19 protein-coding genes are annotated in these 18,066 nt (G+C 71.1%); 9 read left to right on the top strand and 10 right to left on the bottom strand.

Features of this window, described 5'->3' with window-relative positions; all coding sequences use genetic code 11:
• Position 1: 1 nt before the first annotated feature.
• Entirely contained in the window at positions 2 to 766 is a 765-nt protein-coding gene (locus tag AC6CCG_RS19490) for an aminoglycoside phosphotransferase family protein (protein WP_496656250.1), read from the top strand.
• A 7-nt stretch (positions 767 to 773) separates the two neighbouring features.
• Here AC6CCG_RS19490 and AC6CCG_RS19485 read toward each other — a convergent pair whose 3' ends face one another.
• Positions 774 to 1,682, bottom strand: a complete 909-nt coding sequence (locus AC6CCG_RS19485) for a GNAT family N-acetyltransferase (protein ID WP_496656249.1) — start codon at positions 1,680 to 1,682, stop codon at positions 774 to 776.
• A 496-nt stretch (positions 1,683 to 2,178) separates the two neighbouring features.
• Between AC6CCG_RS19485 and AC6CCG_RS19480 the strand changes: the two genes are divergently transcribed.
• Entirely contained in the window at positions 2,179 to 2,562 is a 384-nt protein-coding gene (locus AC6CCG_RS19480; RefSeq protein ID WP_496656248.1) for a hypothetical protein, read from the top strand.
• Between the two features lie 3 nt (positions 2,563 to 2,565).
• Here the strand turns inward: AC6CCG_RS19480 and AC6CCG_RS19475 are convergent, their stop codons facing one another.
• The gene (locus tag AC6CCG_RS19475) at positions 2,566 to 3,456 is read right to left on the bottom strand and encodes a helix-turn-helix domain-containing protein (RefSeq protein ID WP_496656247.1); all 891 of its coding nucleotides are present in this window, start codon (positions 3,454 to 3,456) and stop codon (positions 2,566 to 2,568) included.
• Positions 3,457 to 3,558: 102 nt separating this feature from the next.
• On the opposite strand from AC6CCG_RS19475, the gene AC6CCG_RS19470 reads away from it, so the two are divergent.
• Positions 3,559 to 4,335 carry a phytanoyl-CoA dioxygenase family protein gene (locus AC6CCG_RS19470; protein WP_496656246.1) on the top strand — a complete coding sequence of 259 codons (777 nt, stop codon included), beginning with the start codon at positions 3,559 to 3,561 and terminating at the stop codon, positions 4,333 to 4,335.
• Between the two features lie 106 nt (positions 4,336 to 4,441).
• Here the strand turns inward: AC6CCG_RS19470 and AC6CCG_RS19465 are convergent, their stop codons facing one another.
• The 4 genes from AC6CCG_RS19465 to AC6CCG_RS19450 form a co-directional block, all read right to left on the bottom strand.
• Complete coding sequence (locus AC6CCG_RS19465; RefSeq protein WP_179758106.1) at positions 4,442 to 4,816, bottom strand: RNA polymerase-binding protein RbpA; 375 nt, start codon at positions 4,814 to 4,816, stop codon at positions 4,442 to 4,444.
• Positions 4,817 to 4,908: 92 nt separating this feature from the next.
• Complete coding sequence (locus AC6CCG_RS19460) at positions 4,909 to 6,225, bottom strand: MFS transporter (RefSeq protein WP_496656245.1); 1,317 nt, start codon at positions 6,223 to 6,225, stop codon at positions 4,909 to 4,911.
• Positions 6,226 to 6,235: 10 nt separating this feature from the next.
• Entirely contained in the window at positions 6,236 to 7,018 is a 783-nt protein-coding gene (locus AC6CCG_RS19455; protein WP_496656244.1) for a glycerophosphodiester phosphodiesterase family protein, read from the bottom strand.
• A gap of 7 nt (positions 7,019 to 7,025) precedes the next feature.
• Positions 7,026 to 7,529: a PGPGW domain-containing protein gene (locus tag AC6CCG_RS19450; protein WP_496656243.1), complete on the bottom strand. Its 504-nt coding sequence runs from the start codon at positions 7,527 to 7,529 to the stop codon at positions 7,026 to 7,028.
• A 123-nt stretch (positions 7,530 to 7,652) separates the two neighbouring features.
• Between AC6CCG_RS19450 and AC6CCG_RS19445 the strand changes: the two genes are divergently transcribed.
• Positions 7,653 to 9,200 carry a molybdopterin-dependent oxidoreductase gene (locus AC6CCG_RS19445; RefSeq protein WP_496656242.1) on the top strand — a complete coding sequence of 516 codons (1,548 nt, stop codon included), beginning with the start codon at positions 7,653 to 7,655 and terminating at the stop codon, positions 9,198 to 9,200.
• A gap of 130 nt (positions 9,201 to 9,330) precedes the next feature.
• On the opposite strand, the gene AC6CCG_RS19440 is transcribed toward AC6CCG_RS19445, so the two are convergent.
• Entirely contained in the window at positions 9,331 to 9,588 is a 258-nt protein-coding gene (locus tag AC6CCG_RS19440) for a hypothetical protein (RefSeq protein ID WP_496656241.1), read from the bottom strand.
• On the opposite strand from AC6CCG_RS19440, the gene AC6CCG_RS19435 reads away from it, so the two are divergent.
• Together AC6CCG_RS19435 and AC6CCG_RS19430 are read left to right on the top strand one after the other, a co-directional pair.
• A complete protein-coding gene (locus AC6CCG_RS19435; RefSeq protein ID WP_496656240.1) occupies positions 9,581 to 9,991 on the top strand; it encodes a fasciclin domain-containing protein in 411 nt (136 codons plus the stop codon). The genes AC6CCG_RS19440 and AC6CCG_RS19435 overlap by 8 nt on opposite strands.
• A gap of 104 nt (positions 9,992 to 10,095) precedes the next feature.
• Positions 10,096 to 10,734 (top strand): carbonic anhydrase, encoded by a 639-nt coding sequence (locus AC6CCG_RS19430; RefSeq protein WP_496656239.1) that lies wholly within the window; start codon positions 10,096 to 10,098, stop codon positions 10,732 to 10,734.
• A gap of 75 nt (positions 10,735 to 10,809) precedes the next feature.
• Here the strand turns inward: AC6CCG_RS19430 and AC6CCG_RS19425 are convergent, their stop codons facing one another.
• From AC6CCG_RS19425 to AC6CCG_RS19415, 3 genes are all read right to left on the bottom strand, one after another.
• Complete coding sequence (locus AC6CCG_RS19425; protein WP_496656238.1) at positions 10,810 to 13,371, bottom strand: NHL repeat-containing protein; 2,562 nt, start codon at positions 13,369 to 13,371, stop codon at positions 10,810 to 10,812.
• Between the two features lie 207 nt (positions 13,372 to 13,578).
• Positions 13,579 to 15,030, bottom strand: coding sequence for an FAD-dependent monooxygenase (locus tag AC6CCG_RS19420; protein WP_496656237.1), 1,452 nt, complete (start codon positions 15,028 to 15,030; stop codon positions 13,579 to 13,581).
• Between the two features lie 187 nt (positions 15,031 to 15,217).
• Positions 15,218 to 16,060: a serine hydrolase gene (locus AC6CCG_RS19415; RefSeq protein ID WP_496656236.1), complete on the bottom strand. Its 843-nt coding sequence runs from the start codon at positions 16,058 to 16,060 to the stop codon at positions 15,218 to 15,220.
• A 42-nt stretch (positions 16,061 to 16,102) separates the two neighbouring features.
• Here AC6CCG_RS19415 and pdxY point away from each other — a divergent pair, with 42 nt between their 5' ends.
• From pdxY to AC6CCG_RS19400, 3 genes are read left to right on the top strand one after another with little or no spacing between them, the layout of a single operon-like run.
• The gene (gene pdxY / locus AC6CCG_RS19410) at positions 16,103 to 16,954 is read left to right on the top strand and encodes a pyridoxal kinase PdxY (protein ID WP_496656235.1); all 852 of its coding nucleotides are present in this window, start codon (positions 16,103 to 16,105) and stop codon (positions 16,952 to 16,954) included.
• A gap of 31 nt (positions 16,955 to 16,985) precedes the next feature.
• Complete coding sequence (locus AC6CCG_RS19405; protein WP_496656234.1) at positions 16,986 to 17,462, top strand: VOC family protein; 477 nt, start codon at positions 16,986 to 16,988, stop codon at positions 17,460 to 17,462.
• Between the two features lie 2 nt (positions 17,463 to 17,464).
• On the top strand, positions 17,465 to 18,058 hold the full coding sequence (locus AC6CCG_RS19400; RefSeq protein WP_496656233.1) for a gamma carbonic anhydrase family protein: 594 nt from the start codon (positions 17,465 to 17,467) through the stop codon (positions 18,056 to 18,058).
• The last annotated feature ends 8 nt before the right edge of the window (positions 18,059 to 18,066 follow it).

The raw sequence follows: 18,066 nt of genomic DNA, 5'->3' as shown, positions 1-18,066 counted from the left end.
GGTGACCGAGGAGCCGCTGTCGGGCGGCATGGTCAACTCGGTCGTCCGCGTCGGCGACACCGTCCGGCGCAGCGCCGGCCCGTGGACGCCCGCCGTGCACGCCGTCATTGATCATCTTCACCGGGTCGGGTTCGACCGGGCGCCGCGCGCGCTCGGCCTCGATGATCAAGGTCGGGAGATCCTGACTTTCCTGCCCGGTGAGCCGGCCAACCGGCCCTGGCCCGCGGTCGTCCGCTCCGATGACGGCCTGCGTCAGCTGGCCGAGCTGACCGCCGAACTGGGCGGCGCGCTGGCCGGGTTCGAGCCCGGTCCGGACGCGGTGTGGCGAGCGGGCGGCGTCCCCGGTGAGGGTCCGCGGCCGCTGCGGCACGGTGACCTCGGTCCCTGGAACACGCTCTGGCAGGACGGTCGCCTGATCGGCCTGATCGACTGGGACTTCCTGGAGCCGGCACCGGAACTCTGGGACTTCGCGCAACTCGCCTGGTTCGCGGTGCCGCTGCGGCCGGAGCCGAAGGGCTGGCAGGCCTGCGGCTTTCCGGAGGAGCCGGACCATCTCCGCCGGTTGGCGATCATCGCCGAACACGCCGGGGTGAGCGTGCCGGAGTTGGGGGAGTTGATCTTCGACGTCCAGGACTGCGACCGGGACCGTACCCTCCGCTGGGGCCGGGCCGGGATCCATCCGTACGACTCGTTCCTGGAACGCGGGTTCCTCGAGGAGATCGACGCGGAATCCGCCTGGCTGCGCGACCTGCTGCGCCGCGCCTGAGCCGGACTCAGCCGGCGTCGCGTTCCGGTCGCACCGGTCCCTGCACCCGCAGCTGCTGGCCGTCGGGCAGCAGGATCGCGAACGTGCGCCGGTACCAGGGCTGATCCTGCGGCGGGCCGTCCACGGCGAGCCCGGCCGCCAGCGCGCGCTCGTGGACGAGGTCGGGCGGGATGCCGAGGTCGATCGTCAGGCTGACCGGCGCCACATCGCCGCCCGCCCGGACCAGATTGAGTTCCTGGCTGCCGGCCCAGGGCGTGATCGTCAGCCGCGCCATGGTGGGCGGGTCCGGGTGGAGGAAGGCCAGGTGCAGGCCGAGCACCTGCGCGAGCTGCTGGGCGCTCACCCGCACGTCGCGTACCGGCAGGTCGGGGAAGACGGCCACCACGTCGCTGTCCCGCGGCTCGGCCGCTCGCACCATCACCACCTGCTGCGCGACGTGATCGCTGTAGACCCGGGCCATCCGGCTCGCCTCCTGCAACCCGGCCCGGCGCGCAACGCCGATCGACCGCAGGTTCCGGGTGTCGATCCAGGCCTCGACCCCGGTGATCCCCGGCTCCGCGAGCAGATGCTCGACGACCACCGGCGCGGCCTCGCCCATGATGCCCCGGCCCCAGAGCGATCGCCGCAGATGCCAGCTCAGCCCGCGGATCGGCCGACCCTGATCGGAGAAGATCCCGATCGCGCCCACCGCCTCCCGGTCCGGGCGGACCCGAACCGCCCAGGTCCACCCGCCGTTCCCGGCCAGGTCATCCTGGAGCCGCTGCCGGGTCTCGGCCACGTCCCGGCTCGGCGCTGCCCACCCGTACGGATCCATCTCCGGATCGCCGAGCATCGCGTGCAGGCTCTCGGCGTCCCGGTCCGGATCGAGCGGCACCAGCTCCAGCCGCGCCGTCGTGAGAACCGTGGTCGCACCCATCCCGGAAGGATAGACAGCGGAGCCCGGGTGAGCATCGGCCGCGAACGAGCGGATGGCAACGGGACGCCACAACCCGTGTCGCGATTTCTCTGCGGGTCAGGCGTTGCCGCGTGGCAGTCGCCCGGAAGGGCCGATCCGCAGAGGAATCGTGACATGGGTCGAGTCGGGAGTCCGGCAGCCCAGGTTCACCAGCCCCACCTCGACTGGCTCGGGGCGCAGGTCCGTGCTCGGCGCCGGGTCCGAAGCTGATCTTGTCCGCGTCGAGGTCCCAGGGCAGCCCGCAGGTACGTACCGCCCGGGCGATCCGTGGCCGGACGAGGCGGGACGGCCTGCAGCGTCCACGTGGTGGAGTCTGAGGCATGGCGAAGACCGCGACCCCCGACCTCGGAGCGAGGTCCCTCTTCCTCCACGGCGAAGCTCGCCACGCGGCAGCGCACGTGTGTGGAGGAAGGCTGACATCCCGGCAAAGGCCGTGCGCAGCGACTAGGTTCGCCGGGTGGACGAGCAGGCGCGCTGGGACGAACTCGGGGCGGCGGCGCAGCAGATTCTTGATCAACTCGATCCGCTGCGGCGCTGGACCGTGCTCGGTGCCGGGCCAGAAGATGATCTTGTCCAGGTCGAGGTGCGAGGTCGCGACGGCCAGGGCGACCGGTGGGAGCCGTTCACGGTCTGCGTGCTGCCCGACGAGCCGTGGCCGGAGACGGTCGAGCTGCTCGCATCCCGGCTGCAGGACTACGTGGTGGAGTCGACGCTGAACTGGGGCGCGGCGGTGCCGGAATGTCCCGGGCACCGGCACCCGGCGGACGCGGCGACGGTCGACGGGGCCGCGGTCTGGAGCTGCCCGGCCACTGGCGCCGTGCTGCGACCGATCCTGGCCTGACCGCTACCCGCGCGGGACGAAGGCGTGCTGGGCCGCCTTCCGGAACTCGCGCGGCGCCATCCCGTGCGCGGCCTGGAACCGGCGGGTGAAGTAGGCCGGGCTGGCGAAGCCACAGGCGTCGGCGATCTCGGCGACCGGGCGCATGGTCGTGGTGAGCAGCGTGGCCGCGCGCCGCAGCCTCAGCTCGGTGACGTACCCCGTTGCGGTGGTGTCGTAGTAGCGGCGCATCGAGCGGGCCAGGTGGGCCGGGCTGACCCGGGCCAGCTCGAGCAGCCGGGGCACGCCGCCGCGCAGGTTGTCGTCGCGCTGCAGGTCGGCACAGGCGGCGACCAGCCAGTCCGGCGCCCCGGTCGGCGGCGGCTCGATCCCGGGCGCCGGCTCCGGATCCAGCAGCGGTACGAGTTCGGTCCAGAACTCGATCAGGTCGAGCGGCCGCGGCCCGGCCCGGAAGCGCTGCAGCGCCAGCGCGCAGGCGGCCTCGGCGGACTCCGACCCGGACGAGGGGGAGAGCCGCCGGTGCGGCGGGCGCTCGGCGGTGTGCCAGTCGGTCCGGACCCCGGCGAGGTCGGCGAAGGACCGCCACCGGCTGGCCGGGAAGGCGATGTTGTAGAAGCGGACCGGGCCCGAGATCGCGTGCTGGTCCCGGCCGGTCAGCCGATCGTAGGAGCGGAGCAGGATCACGTCGCCGGCCCGCAGCGGCTGGATCCGGTCGGTGACGCCGGGCCCGAGATCCTGGCTGCCGCTGCCGTCCAGCACCACCATGACCTCGCAGTAGTCGCGGTGCCCGTGCGGCTCCGACCGACCGCGCAGGTCGACCAGCGCCGCGTGGTACGGCCGGCCGAGGGCATGGGTCTCGAAGCGTTCCAGTCCGGGCTGGCTCGGTGAGATCACCACATCAAGAAAGTACAAGTATTCGAGCGTCCCGTGGCTGTCGTACGCGGAACGCGCGGCGGATGATGAGGGAAATCGTCAACTCGCCACCGAGGAGCCGTACCGATGACCAGCACCCCCGACACCCGCAGCGAGACGCTGAGCGACTTCGACCGCGACGGGTACGTGATCTTCCGCAACGTGATCGACGCCGACCTGATCGCCGAGGCCGGCGACCACGTGGCCTGGCTCGAGCAGCAGCACCCGGACGTCCGGCCGGAACACCTCGGCCACATCTACCTGCGCGACGACCCGTTCTGGGTCCGGCTGATCTCCGACGACCGGCTGGTCGACATCGCCTCGCAGTTCGTCGGCGACGACGTCGCGCTGTTCGCGTCGCACTACATCAGCAAGCCGCCGTTCACCGGGCAGCAGGTGCTCTGGCATCAGGACAGCGCGTTCTGGCCGCTGGAGCCGATGGAGGTGGTGACACTCTGGCTGGCGGTCGACCACTCGACGCCGGAGAACGGCTGCGTCCGGCTGATTCCCGGTAGCCACACGCTGGACACGGCGGCACTGCGGGAACGGAAGGACGTCGAGAACGTGCTCGGTGCCGAGATCGCGGTCGAGGTTGACGAGAGCCAGGCGGTCGACATGGTGCTGGCACCGGGCGACGTCGAGGTGCACCACCCGAAGATCGTGCACGGCAGCAACGCCAACACGTCGCCGAACCGGCGCTGTGGCCTGACCATCCGCTACATCCCGACCTCGACGAGGATCACCGCGGACGAGCAGCCGTACCCGAGCGCCTTCCTGCTCCGCGGCGACCCGGGCGTCAACACCTACCAGCCGCGGCCGACGTTCGACCCCGCCCGCCACTTCCCGTTCCGGGGCGCGAACTGACTCACCGTGTGGTTTGAACAGAAATGACCGCCTCCCGGCACTGACGCATCGCCGACCAGTGCGATGCGGGTGCCGGGAGACGGCCAGGCTGGCGTGGAACCCGAGTTTAGGCCGACTTCGCCGAGTGCGAGGAGAGATAGTTCGGCCCGAGGGCACCGGACCGCAACAGGTCCAGCCGCTCCTTGAGCAGATCCTCCAGCTCGGCGATCGACCGGCGTTCGCGCAGCATGTCCCAGTGCGTCCGGGCCGGCTTCTCGTCCTTGGCCTCCGGACGCTCGCCGTCGGAGCGCAACGACTCCGCACCGCACCGCGGGCACTCCCACAGGGCGGGGATCTCAGCCTCTTCGGCGAAGGTCAACGCGAAGTGGTGCTGGTTCGGGCAGTCGTATCCGATCTCCTGGCGAGGAGCGAATTCGACTCCGGTCTCATCTTCGAAGCTCTTGGCTCCGAGGCCGGAACCCCGTAACGAGCGATCTGCCATCGTGTCCTCCCGACTCGATCCTGACTTGGATGGTCCCCTGGAGAACACAACTCCCGAGTCTGCGGAAATGTTCCGAACGGGTGAACATATCGTCACAAAGGTGCGGTTTCGCGCACCGGGCTGCGGACCGGGAGCAGCGCGACGGCCCCGGCGAGCAGCACCAAGGCTATCCCGATGATGCCCATCCGGTCACTGGCGAAGATGCCGGCGAACAGCCCGAACAGGCTCGGCGCCAGGAACGACACGGCCCGGCCGGTGGTCGCGTACAGGCCGAACAGCTGTCCCTCGTGCCCGGCCGGGGCGAGCCGGGCCAGGAAGGTCCGGGAGCTGGACTGGGCCGGCCCGACCCACAGGCAGAGGATCAGCCCGAAGACCCAGAACAAGGTCGAGCCGTGCGAGAAGAGCAGGACGATCGCCGCCGCGATCAGCCCGCCGAGCGAGACCAGGATGATCAGCTTCGGGCCGACCCGGTCCTCGACGACCCCGGCCGCGAAGGCCCCCGCGGCCGCGACCACGTTCGCCGCGACGCCGAAGATGATCACGTCGCCGGCCGAGAGCCCGTACACGCTGCGGGCCAGCACGGCGCCGAAGGCGAACACGGCGGCCAGGCCGTCCCGGAAGATCGCGCTGGCCAGCAGGAACCAGACGGTGTGCCTCGACGTGGCGTAGAGATCGCGCAGTTGCCGGAGCAGCACCCGGTACGAGGCGAAGAAGCCGACCCTCGCCGCGCGGTCGGTGGGCGGGATCTCCGGCACCGCGACGAGCACCGGGATCGACCAGACCGCGAACCAGACGGCGGCGACGACCGCCAGCACCCGGTACTTCAGGCCGCCGTCGGCCGTCACGCCGAACAGGCCGACGTCGGGCTGGATGAACAGCAGGTAGGCGCCGAGCAACACCCCGATGCCGCCGACGTAGCCGGCCGCCCAGCCGATGCCGGAGACCCGGCCGATCGTGGCCGGGGTGGAGATCTGCCGCAGCATCGCGTTGTACGAGACGGCGGCGAGCTCGGAGAACACGCTGCCGGCGGCCATCAGGACCAGCCCGAGCCAGAGGTAGGAGTACTCGTCGGCGACGAAGAACAGGCCGGCCGACGACAGGATGGTCAGCGCGCTCCAGAGCGCGAGGTTGAGCTTGCGCCGGCCGCCCGCGTCGGCCCGCTGCCCGACCACCGGCGCCAGCAGGGCGATCAGCAGGCCGGCGGCGGCGAGCGCGATGCTCAGCCAGGTCGCGCCGGACAGTGAACCGGCCGGGGCGCCGGCCGCGACGTCCTCGGTCAGGTACGGCGCGATGACGAAGGTGACGACGATCGTGTTGTACGCGCTCGAGCCCCAGTCCCAGAGCGCCCAGGCCAGCACCTGGCCGGGTTTGGAGGTGCGGGGTCTCGCTGCGGGGAGAGTCGGGTCCATGGGCGGCGGCTCAGGTCCAGAGCCCGCGTCGGTTCAGCACATCGGACAAGATATCGATCCGGTCGGTGAAGATGCCGTCGACACCGAGATCGATCAGCCGTTCCATCTCCGCGGCGTCGTCGATCGTCCACACGTGCACCTGCTTGCCGGCCCGGTGCACGGCCTTGATCAACGCCGGGGTCAGCACGGTCACGGTCCGGCCGGCGACCGTGTTCCGGACCGGCAGCTGCAGCGCCGCGCCGGCCGAGTTGATCATGGCGGTCAGCCGGGGCGCGTACCGGTTCCAGGCGATCCCGGCCTGGCTCGCCGCGGTCGGCACCCGCGGGCCGAGCAGTCGTCGGATCCGGTGCAGCCGGCGGACTCCGAACGAGGAGACGCAGACCCGATCGATCGCGCCGTGCCGCCGGATCGCCTCGGCCAGCAGCGGCACCGCGGCGTCGGACTTCGCATCGACGTTGAACCTGACCCCGGGGTGGGCGTCGAGGAGCTCGTCGAACAGGGGGATCGGGTCGACGCCGCCGATCCGGGCCTCCTTCAGCTCCGCGTACGGCAGTTCGGCGACCAACCCGGTCCGGTCGGTGACCCGGTCCAGCCGGTCGTCGTGGAAGGCGATCAGGACCCCGTCGGCGGTCGCGTGCACGTCGGTCTCGAAGTAGCGGTAGCCGAGCTCGGCCGCCTCGGCGAACGCGTGCAGCGTGTTCTCCCGGCCCAGGTTCGGCGGATAGGTGGCGCCGCCGCGATGGGCGAACGCGAGGAACGGCGCGTCGAAGTACGCGAAGTCGGCGGCTCGCACGATCCCGCTAGACGCCCGGCAGCCGGCGGAGCACGTCGGCGATCGGTCCGGGCATCCAGGGCGGCACCCCGAACACCATGAACCCGAGGTACGCGGCGGTCAGCCCGACGCAGATCGCCAGCACGGTGAGCAGGACCTTCTGCCGCAACGGCCACCGGCCGAGCCGGCGCAGGATCAGCCGGAACAGCCGCATCAACCGGTGCGCCCAGCGGAACTCCGAGGACCAGACGGCCAGGCCGAGCAGCACCAGCGGGATGCCTCCCGGGCCGGGCAGCGGACCGGTGACGGCGCCGAGGATGATGAAGAACAGCCCGGCGACGGCGACCCCGACCCGGTAGATCGCCAGCTTCCGTGGGTCCTGCCGGATCCTGCGCCGCCACTCCCAGCGGTCCTCGTTGGGCTCGATCAGGACGTGGGTGTTGTGCTCGGGCTCGTACTCGTCGAACGCACCGCCGCGCTTCCAGTGGGCGCGGTGTCTCCGCGCCGTACGGGAAGACTGGTCCGCCGACATGTCACAACTCTAATTGGCCCCACCCACACTCGGTGGCCCGGACGGTAAATCTCGGGCACCCGCACGACAACGGCACAGCCGCGACCGACCCATCCGACCGGGCTTCGGCGCCGAACCCATGGCATGAGCCGCTCCAGTCCGACCTTCGGCCGAGGCCTGCGGGGCCTCGCCGGCATCGTGTCGGCCCTGGTGGCGCTGGCGACCGGGCACCTGGTGGCCGTGGTGGCCGGGCCGGCGACGTCACCGCTGCTGGTGGTCGGATCGACCATGATCGATCTTGCGCCGACTCCCGCCAAGGAGTTCGCGGTGCGGACCTTCGGCGGTTACGACAAACCCTTGCTGATCGGTCTGATCGCGACGGTGCTGATCCTCCTGGCCGGCGGAATCGGCCAGTTCGCCTGGCGTCGGCCGATCCTGGCCACGGCGGCCATCGCGGCGCTCGGCCTGGTCGGCGCGGTGCTGGCGGCCCTCCGGCCGGGCGCCGCCGCTGCCGATGTGGTTCCTTCCGTGGCCGCGGCGGTCGCCGGTGCGGTGACGCTCCGGCTGCTGGCCCGGACCGCCCGCCCGAGAAGTGCGGAAGGTGGGCTGCCGGCCGACGCCGAACTCCGCCGGAACCGGCGCGTCCTGCTGCTGGGGCTGGGCGGGGCGGGAGCCGGGGCGCTGCTCGGCGGAGCGGGCGGAGAGGGCCTGGCCCGGTTGCGCGCCGGTGGTGCCGGCTCGGCCACGGCTCGGCTGCCGGCCCCGGTGTCGCCGGCGCCACCCATCCCGGCCGGCGCGGAGCTTCCCGGCGCGACGCCGTTCGTCACCGACATCGCCGACTTCTACCGGGTCGACATCAGCCTGACCACGCCCCGAGTCGCGGTCGAGGGCTGGACCCTGGTCCTCGACGGGATGGTCGACCGGCCGCTGAGCCTCTCCTACGCCGACCTGCTCGCGCTGCCGCTGATCGAGCGGACGATCACGCTGACCTGTGTCTCGAACGAGGTCGGCGGCGGGTACGTCAGCACCGCCCGCTGGCTGGGCGTGCCCTTCACCGAACTGGCCGACCGGCTCGGGATCCGGCCGGGTGCCGATCAGGCCTTCAGCTATTCCCTCGACTCGGGCTACACCTGCAGCACCCCGCTCGCGGCCCTGCTGGACGGCAGGGACGCGATGATCGCGGTCGGCATGAACGGAGAGGTGCTGCCGGACCAGAACGGGTTCCCGGCCCGGATGATCGTGCCAGGACTGTTCGGGTTCGTCTCGGCGACCAAGTGGCTGCGCCGGATCGAGTTCACCACCTACGCAGCGCGCTCGGCGTACTGGACGGATCGTGACTGGGCCACCGAGGCGCCGATCCTGACCCAGAGCCGGATCGACGTTCCGAAGTCGCTGGCGACGATCCCGCGCGACCGGGCGGTCCTCGCCGGTATCGCCTGGGCGCAGCACCGAGGCATTGCCCAGGTGGAGGTCCGCATCGACGGCGGCCGGTGGCAGCAGGCGTCCCTCGCCACCGACGCCGGAGTCGATCTGTGGCGGCAGTGGAGCTTCCGCCACGACGGCCCGCCCGGCCGGCACACCGCCGAGGTGCGGGCCACCGACGGCACCGGTGAGGTCCAGCCGGAGCAGCGCACCCCGGTGTTCCCGGACGGGGCCAGGGGCTGGCACAAGATCATCTTCAGCACGGAGTAGCGGCATGTCTCGATGATCATCCGGGACCGGCCGCGTGATCAGGTTGTGACCCTTTCCGGGCGGGGGAGACCAATCCGATCCGCCACCGGGACCGAATCCTCCACAAGATCAATTCAGTGCCACACCAAGATCAGGAGAAGCTCATGTTCGCGTTCCGTAAGACAGCCGCTGCGGTGGCGCTGATCGTCGTCCCGCTCACTGCGGCGGCGTGCAGCAGCCCGAACCCGTCCGGCGCGAACCCGTCCGCCGGTTCGGCGGCGCCATCCTCGTCCGCTCCGCCGGCCTCGAGCCCGAGCCCGTCGGTGTCGGAGGCCTCCGACACCCCGTTCGGCGCGGCCTGCTCGAAGGTTCCGACATCGGGCAAGGGTTCCTTCGACGGGATGTCCAAGGAACCGGTCGCCACCGCTGCCAGCGCCAACCCGCTGCTGACCACGCTGGTCAAGGCGGTCGGTGAGGCCGGGCTGGGCGACACCCTGAACTCCGCCGACGACATCACGGTGTTCGCGCCGACCGATGACGCGTTCAAGGCGATGGATCAGGACACCCTGGCCAAGGCGATGAAGGACAAGAAGCTGCTGACCACGGTGCTCACGTACCACGTCGTGCCGGGTCGGCTCGCGCCCGACGAGGTGGCCGGCTCGCACAAGACGCTGCAGGGCGGAACGATCGAGGTGGCGGGTTCCGGCGAGGAGTTCACCGTGGGCCCGAAGGCCAAGGTGCTGTGCGGCAACGTGCAGACCGCCAACGCCACGGTCTACATCATCGATCAGGTGCTGCTGCCGGCTTCGTGATCATCACCTTCGTGGCTTCGGGTCGCTCGCCGGCCGGTGAGCGACCCGAAGCCGACCACCGGTCCGATCCCGGCGCCGTCCGGGCTGTTGCGTAAGGTGCTGGTGTGACTGCCGCTCCCGTGTTGTCGCCCCGTGAGGCCTTCGACATCCTGCTCGCCGGGAACAGCCGTTTCGTGGCCGGCGTTCCCGAGCATCCGAACCAGGATGCCGCCCGGCGCTCCCAGGTGGTGGCGCAGCAGCGGCCGTTCGCCGTGGTGTTCGGCTGCTCCGATTCCCGGCTGGCCGCGGAGATCATCTTCGATCGGGGTCTCGGCGATCTGTTCGTGGTGCGCACGGCCGGCCATGTCCTGGGGCCGGAGATCCTGGGCAGCATCGAGTACGGGGTCTCGGTGCTGGAGTGCCCGCTCGTCGTGGTGCTCGGCCACGACGCCTGCGGCGCCGTCGCCGCGACCCGTGATGCCGTGGAGAACGGCCGGCCGACTCCGGGCTATGTCCGCGATGTCGTCGAACGCGTGACGCCGAGCGTGCTCGCGGTCCGAGCTGAGGGCGGCGCCGAGGACGCCGACTTCATCGCCGCCCACACGCGGTACACCGCCGATCTGCTGCTGGACCGCTCACGCGCGCTCGCCGCCGCCACCGCGTCCGGCCGGGCCGCCGTCATCGGCCTCACCTACCGGCTCGCCGACGGCACGGCGAACCTCGTCACGGCCCACGGGATGGACCTCTCCGACCTCGGGTCCTGAACCCCCGCCGACCGGTCGGCGGCGGTCCAGGACCCTCGGCGGCACGAGGAGTTCCCGCTCCCCGTGCCGGCGGGATCACCGAGGCACGGTGCGGAGCAGCCGCGGCCCGGCGACCGAATAGAGGTCGCCGTAGGCGTCGACCACCAGATGGGTGCCGGCGCCGCTCGGCCGGAGCACTTCGAGAGTCCCGGTCGCGCTGCCCGCCCGGAGCGTCCGGCCCGGGTCGAACCCGAACAGGCGGCCGCCGGCGACGCCGTAGATCGACCCGTTCGGGTGCTGGACCAGCCGGGCGTAGTTGCCGGCGATCCGCTCACCCGGCTTCCAGTCCGGGAAGATCTCCTGGGAGAAGATCAACTTCTCGGTGGCGGGGTCGAGCGCGGCCAGCCAGCCGTTGGCGTAGAACCAGACCACGCCGGTCGTGTCGGTGACGGCGGCGTCCACGGAGCGGGTGCCGGCGATCGGCCACGGGACGGTCCGGGCCTGGCCGGTGCTCTCGTCGAAGATCAACAACTTCGCCTGGTCGTCGACCGGTTCGCCGTCGTAGCTGTAGAAGATGTTGCCACCGGCGAAGATCTTGGATCCGCTCGCGGCCAGGGCGTTGATCGACTGGTGGCCGATGGCGCCGGGGAAGGTGGTGCAGGTCCCGGTGGTCAGGTCGAGGTAGCCGAAGCCTCCTTGATCATGACCGTAGTCGGCCTGGCTGCCGAAGTAGATCCGGTCGCCGTGCCCGGTCAGTCCGTACGGCCGGTTCTGATGATCACCGATCGTGCATTCCTGCCGCGGGGCGGTGCCGGCCTCGATCTCGGCCGGCGTGAAGGAGTCGATCCGTCCGTACGGATAGATGCCCTGATAGATCCGGCCCCGGTAGCTGATCATCTGTTCGGCCTGGCCGCCGAACAGGTACGTGCGCTGCCGGTCGTCCCGCAGCGGCGTGTACGCGCCGAGGCCGCCGGTCAGGTAGCCGGCGGTCCAGAGCCGGCCGTCGGCGCCGAGCGCGACCGAGTTGGCTGCGATCGGCATCGCGGGGTTGTTCGGCACCTGGCCGCGCTGGAAGTTGCCGGTCTGCAGGTTGTACGCGGTGAGGATGCCGCCCGAGTTCCAGCCGACGATCGACAGGCCCGGCCAGGCGGGGTCGCCGAGGTCGATCAGTTCCCAGGCCCGGGAGTAGATGTTGACCGGCGCGTTCAGCACGGTCTCCTGGCCGGTGGCCAGGTCGTAGGAGTGCAGCGGGAGGTTCGTCTCGCCGGCCTTGTTGAAGTAGATCTTGCCGTCGACCGGCCGGGTGGCGCCGTTGTAGACGACGCCCTTGATCTCGGTGATCACCTCGCCGGTGATCTTGCCGGCGGCGTCCCTGCCGACCTTGATCACGGTCAGGTAGTCGTTGCCGCGGCTGTTGCTGTCGCCGCCCCAGACGGTGACATAGCCGTCGCCGGCCGAACCGCCGTAGAGCCAGGGCAGCGCCAGCTGTTCCGGGCTGAGCAGCGAGGTCAGGTCGCTGCACTCGCCGGTCGCGTCGGCGTCGACCGGGCAGCCGTAGAGGTGCGGCTTGGTGCCGGTGCCGGTGAACACCGCGTCGGTCACGTCGTCGTACGCGGTCCAGCGGGTGTAGTTGGCGTCCGTGGTGAGCTGGTTCGGCCCGACGACGGCGAAGCCGTCCTGCTCGTCGTACTTCCAGATCGCCGCGCCGGCGTAGCCCTGGGTCGGCTCGCCCCAGGCGCCGCCGTACACGGTGCCGTCGGTGCCGAAGCTGAGCCCGTAGGTGAAGCCGAAATGATCAATCGGCGGGGCGCCGATCCGGACCGCTTCGGCGGCGCCGGGGGTCCAGGACCAGAGGGCTGCGGCGCCGTAGGTGCCGATGTAGACGATCTTGTTCACCGGGTTCTGCCTGACCGTCCAGGAGCCGGTCGCACCGGGCAGGTCGACGGTCTTGATCACTTCGGTCTTCAGGATGTCGCTGATCACCAGCTTGGCCGGGCTGCCGGTCGAGCCGGTCGCGACCGAGAAGGCGACCTTGCGGCCGGTCTCGTCCTCGCCCGCGCCCATCGCCAGATACGTTGCGGGCTTGGTGATCTGCGGCCCGACGCTGGTGGCGGGGGCGGTGATCAGCACCTCGTCGTAGGTACCGGAGCGGCGCACGCCGAGCTCCACGGCGACCGCGGCGGCACCGGCCGGAGCGGTGCCGGCGACCGTGACGATCTCGGTGCCTCGCGGGTGCGTGGCGTAGACGGCGTCGAGGGCCGCGCCGGCGGCGTCGAGCCAGACCAGGCCGATGGACGCCGTGTCGGTGCCGGTCGCGTGCGCGCGGGCCTGCAGGACCGCGCCGGCCGTCACCGGGACCGCGTCGCTGCGGGCACCGATCGACGCGCAGCCGCGACCGCCCAGGGCCAGCGCCTGCGTGCCGTCGGTGGCACCGTCGCGATCGAGTTCGAGTCCGTCCGGGCAGGGCGCTGCGCCGCCGCGCCCGTCGGTCGGGGTCCAGCCGTCGAGGCCGTCCTCGAAGCTGTGGTTCGGCACCAGCAGATCGCCGGTGCGGATCGGGGGAGGGGCGGTCTCGGCGACCGCCGCCGTCGGAAGGGAAAGGGTCAGACAGAGCGTCGCGCAAGCCACCGCGAGCCAGGCTGTCGGCCGGTTCCGCATGGTCACCACCTTGGGATCGGGAACCCGGTCAGCCTATTTAGTGGTGCCATCAACCGGAATAGTTGCCGTCCGAAATGGGACGAGAGGTGGAACGCGCACTGAGCTTGTCGAAGTGCCGGGCCGGATCCGACGGGTGACGCGCACTGAGCTTGTCGAAGTGCCAGGCCGGATCGAGCCATGACCCTTCGACAAGCTCAGGGGAACGGCTCAGCCGCGACCGAACCAGCGCCGTAGCTGTGCGTCGAGGCCGGGCTGGTCCTCGCCGATCCAGGCGACATGGCCGTCCGGGCGGACCAGGACCGCCGGCACGTCCAGGGCGGCTGCGGAATCCTGGAGCTCGTCGACCCGGTCCGACCAGGCGCCGACGGTCAGGTGTCCGGTGCGGTCGAGCAGCAGGCCGCGGCCGCTGCGCATTCGCTCGTAGAGGTGGCCCCGGGTCAGGTCGAGATCGGGCAGCCGGCGGCCGAGCAGGTCGGGTCCGTCGCCGAGGTCGTACCGGATGCCGATGGCGGTGATCTTCTCGACCAGGTAGCGGTTCACCGCATCGAACTGCATCAGCTCGGTGATCAGGTCGCGCACGGCCCGCGGCCCCGGTTCGGGTGACTGCAGTTCCCGCTGGGCGCGGGTATTGGCCAGGACGTCCGCGGCGACCGGCCGCCGTTCCGACTGGTACGTGTCGAGAAGGCCCGCCGGGGCCCAGCCGTGGACCTGCGCGGCCAGCTTCCAGCCGAGGTTGACCGCGTCCTGGATCCCGAGGTTGAGGCCCTGCCCGCCGACCGGCGGATGGATGTGGGCCGCGTCGCCGGCCAGCAGCACCCGCCCGATCCGGTAGTGCTCGGCCAGCCGGGTGGCGTCGCCGAAACGGGACAGCCAACGCGGCGAGTGCACGCCGAAGTCGGCGCCGGCGACGGCCCGCAGCCGGAGCTTGAAGTCGTCCAGCGTGGGCGGCACCGTACGGTCGGTCACCTCGCCGGCCGGCACGACGACGCTGTAGCCGCCACCGCCGGACGGTCGCACCCAGAACGGCTGGTGGTCCGCGCCGACCTCGGCCACTCTGGCGGCGATCTCCTCCGGCGCCGCCTCAGCCCGCAGTTCGCCCATCAGGGTCTCGGCCCGCGACGGTTCGCCCGGGAAGCCGACGCCGAGTTGCTGCCGGACCGTGCTGCGGGCGCCGTCACAGCCGACCAGGTAGCGCGATCGCAGGCTGGCGCCGTCGGCGAGCTCGACGGTCACGCCCTCGTCGTCCTGCTCGAAGCCGGCCACTGCGGCACCGTGGCGGACCTCGGCCCCGAGGGCGATCGCGTGATCTTCGAGCTGTCGGACGATGATCGGCTGCGGGATGCCGAGCAGGTACGCATGGGCGGTGTCGAGGTCTGTCGGGGCGGGCCGGTCGATGCCGGCGACGTAGGCGCCGGTCGGTCGCCGGCGGCCCTGTGCGAGGAGCCGGTCCAGCAGGCCGCGCATCGCCATCAGCTCCAGGCTGCGGCTGTGCAGGGCGACGATGCGGACGTACGAGGCGGGCTCGGTCTCCTGCTCCAGCAGGAGGACCCGGACGTCGTGCAGCCGGAGTTCGGCCGCGAGCATGGCGCCGGTCGGCCCGCAGCCGGCGATGATCACGTCGAAGGCGTTCGGCGCATCGGGGGTGGCGGAAGGGTTCATGAGGTGCCTTTCGGAAGTGCCTGGACTGTGGCACTCCCGGCGACCCCTAGCTCGGTCGCCCGACCGTGACGCGAAGGGGGAGCACCCACATCGGTACAGCGTTCATGGGTCTCACCTCCTCGGGCGGTGTCACGGGCCAGAGCAACCTACCGCCCGTGCCGGTCACCGACCAACTGCATTTCGGGCGTCAGAGCGTCGACCGGTGCTCCCAGACGGCGGCCGTGAGAGACGCGATGAAGCCGTGCGCCACCTCGCTCGGCCACGGGGCGGTGGTGGCGACGGCGAGCACGAACGGGCGGGCGTCGGGTGGGCGGACCAGGCCGGCGTCGTGGGTGATGTCGGTGACCCAGCCGTTCTTGTGCGCGACCCAGGTGCCCGCCGGCAGGCCGGCCCGCAGGTCCATCCCCATCTCGTTCGCCGCCAGCACCTCGAGGACGGCCTCGCAGGAGGCGCGGTCGGCCGCCGTGCCGCGGTGCAGAGCGAACAGGATCGCGGCCAACCCGCGCGTGGTGATCAGGTTGCCGTCACCCAGCTTGTCCCGGGCCGCGTAGTCGTTGATACCGCGCGCGACGCTGATCCCGGTCGCGCCGCAGGCGGCGATCGCCTCGCCGACCGCGGCCAGGCCGACCTGGTCCAGGACGAGGTTGGTGGCCAAGTTCGAGGACCGTACGACAGCGCGCCGGCACAGCCAGCGCAGCGTCGCCGTACCGCCGACCCGGGCCCACGGTTCCGGATCGGAGTCGTCCTCCTGGACGACGCCGAACGTGCCGCCGACCTGGGAGGTGAACTCGTTGTGCACCGGAAGCTCGGCATCCAGGTCGAGCCGGCCGGCCGCGGCGAGCCGATAGGCGGCCAGCACCAGCGGCAGCTTCATCGTCGAGGCCGCGTAATGCTGGGCGTCCGGGTTCACCTCGGCGACCGTATCGCCATGATCATTGAGCAGGGTGACCGAGACGGTGGCCGGTCCGGGCTCGGGGCGTTCGGCGACCAGCCGGTCGAGCTCCGCCGCGACGGGGGATGCGGTGTTCACCTGGATATCTAACCGGATCGTGGCGGGTGTCAGAATCGTGCCGTGACCGCGATTCTCTCCATCCAGTCCTCCGTCGCGTACGGACACGTCGGCAACAGTGCCGCGACCTTCCCGCTGATGCGGCTCGGCGTCGAGGTCTGGCCGGTGCTCACCGTGCACTTCTCCAACCACACCGGGTACGAGAGCTGGCGCGGCCCGCTGCTCGCCGCATCCGATGTCGCCGACGTGATCAAGGGCCTGGACGAACGCGGTGTGCTGGCCCGCTGCGACGCCGTCCTGTCCGGCTATCAGGGCGGGGCCGACGTCGGCGCGGTGATCTTGGACGCGGTCGCGCTGGTCAAGGAACGCAACCCCGACGCCATCTACTGCTGCGACCCGGTGATGGGCGACGTGGACCGCGGAATGTACGTCAGGGAAGGGATTCCGGAGTTCATGCGGGACCGGGTGGTGCCGGCCGCGCAGATCCTGACGCCCAACCATTTCGAGCTGGAGTTCCTCACCGGCCGGCCGGCGAAGACGCTGGACGACGTGATCACCGCCGCCGACGAGGTCCGCGCGATGGGTCCGGACACGGTGCTGGTGACCAGCGTCGTGCACGACCTGGTGGCCGAGGACCGGCTGCAGATGATCACGGTCACCGAGGGCGAGGCCTGGTCGGTCACCCTGCCGCTGCTGAACCAGACCTTCACCGGCAGCGGCGACCTGACCGCGGCGACGTTCCTGGCCCACGTGCTGACCACCGACCTGCCCACGGCGCTGAGCCAGACCGCGGCGATCGTGCACGGCGTGCTCAGCAAGACCGTCGAGTCCGGCCAGTCCGAACTGCAGCTGGTCGCCGCGCAGGACGAGATCGCCAACCCGTCGCAGCATTTCGAGGCGACCCGGATCCGCTGACCTTGCGGCCCGGGAGTGGCAGGATCGATCCATGGGCCTGGGATTGCGGAGGATCCGCCACGTCAAGCTGCCGGTGACCGACCTCGCGCGCAGTGTCGCCTGGTACCGATCACTGCTCGAACTCGAACTGGTCGCGGAGTTCGCCGAGGACGGTGAGCTGCGCGGTGTCCAGCTGGTCGACCCGGACGGGGCCTTCGGCATCGCCCTGCGCGAGCGTGCGCACAGTGCGAGCCGGCCGGACCTGGCCGGCTTCGACCCGTTCGCCCTCGAGGTCGAATCGCTCGCGACGCTGCACGCACTGGCGGCGCGCTGCGACGAGCTCGGGGTCGGGCACGGCGGCGTACAGGACCGTGGGGAGTGGGGTGCCAATCTCGACGTCACCGACCCGGACGACACCGTGCTGCGCTTCCTCGCCGGCAACGTGCTGGAGCCGGGCACGTTCCACGGCTTCGACTTCCACAGCGACGGCACGATCGCGCTCCATCCCGGCCCGCGGCTGGAAAGCTGATCATGCTGCTGGAACATCGAGGACACTGTCCAGCGATCCCGGCGTCGGCCTACGTCGCGCCGACCGCCGTGGTCTGCGGGAACGTGATCCTGGGGGAGCGGGTGCGGGTGCTGCACGGCGCGGTGCTGACCGCCGAGGACGGCATGATCACGACCGGCGACGACGTGGTGATCATGGAGAACGCACTGGTCCGCGGCCGTCGTGATCATGACGTACGGATCGGCGACGCGGTGTTGATCGGGCCGCACGCACACGTGAACGGCGCAGTGATCGAGGACGAGGTGTTCGTCGCGACCGGGGCGTCACTGTTCCCGGGATCGCTGGCAGAGCAGGGATCCGAGCTACGGATCAACAGCGTGCTGCACGTCAACTCGCGACTGGTGCCGGGGGCCACGGTGCCGATCGGCTGGATCGCCGCGGGCGACCCGGCCGAACTGTTCTCACCCGACCGGCACGACGAACTCTGGGCCGTGCAGGAGGGTCTCGATTTCCCGCGCACCGTGTACGGCGTCGACCGTGGCACCTCGATGCGCGAGATCATGCGCCGGCAGGCGGACTTCTACGCCGCCCACCGCGACGACGACATCCTTCCCTGAGAGCTCGT

Source organism: Microlunatus sp. YIM B11417 (assembly GCF_059617205.1).
The sequence above is the reverse complement of the archived record's forward strand: the minus strand, read 5'-3'. Positions and strand labels throughout refer to the sequence as shown.

Coding starts and splice junctions, on each gene's coding strand:
- AC6CCG_RS19485 (WP_496656249.1), bottom strand. CDS start 1,682: ATGGGTGCGACCACGGTTCTCACGACGGCGCGGCTGGAGCTGGTGCCG.
- AC6CCG_RS19470 (WP_496656246.1), top strand. CDS start 3,559: ATGACCAGCACCCCCGACACCCGCAGCGAGACGCTGAGCGACTTCGAC.
- AC6CCG_RS19465 (WP_179758106.1), bottom strand. CDS start 4,816: ATGGCAGATCGCTCGTTACGGGGTTCCGGCCTCGGAGCCAAGAGCTTC.
- AC6CCG_RS19460 (WP_496656245.1), bottom strand. CDS start 6,225: ATGGACCCGACTCTCCCCGCAGCGAGACCCCGCACCTCCAAACCCGGC.
- AC6CCG_RS19450 (WP_496656243.1), bottom strand. CDS start 7,529: ATGTCGGCGGACCAGTCTTCCCGTACGGCGCGGAGACACCGCGCCCAC.
- AC6CCG_RS19445 (WP_496656242.1), top strand. CDS start 7,653: ATGAGCCGCTCCAGTCCGACCTTCGGCCGAGGCCTGCGGGGCCTCGCC.
- AC6CCG_RS19435 (WP_496656240.1), top strand. CDS start 9,581: ATGTCCAAGGAACCGGTCGCCACCGCTGCCAGCGCCAACCCGCTGCTG.
- AC6CCG_RS19425 (WP_496656238.1), bottom strand. CDS start 13,371: ATGCGGAACCGGCCGACAGCCTGGCTCGCGGTGGCTTGCGCGACGCTC.
- AC6CCG_RS19420 (WP_496656237.1), bottom strand. CDS start 15,030: ATGAACCCTTCCGCCACCCCCGATGCGCCGAACGCCTTCGACGTGATC.
- AC6CCG_RS19405 (WP_496656234.1), top strand. CDS start 16,986: ATGGGCCTGGGATTGCGGAGGATCCGCCACGTCAAGCTGCCGGTGACC.
- AC6CCG_RS19400 (WP_496656233.1), top strand. CDS start 17,465: ATGCTGCTGGAACATCGAGGACACTGTCCAGCGATCCCGGCGTCGGCC.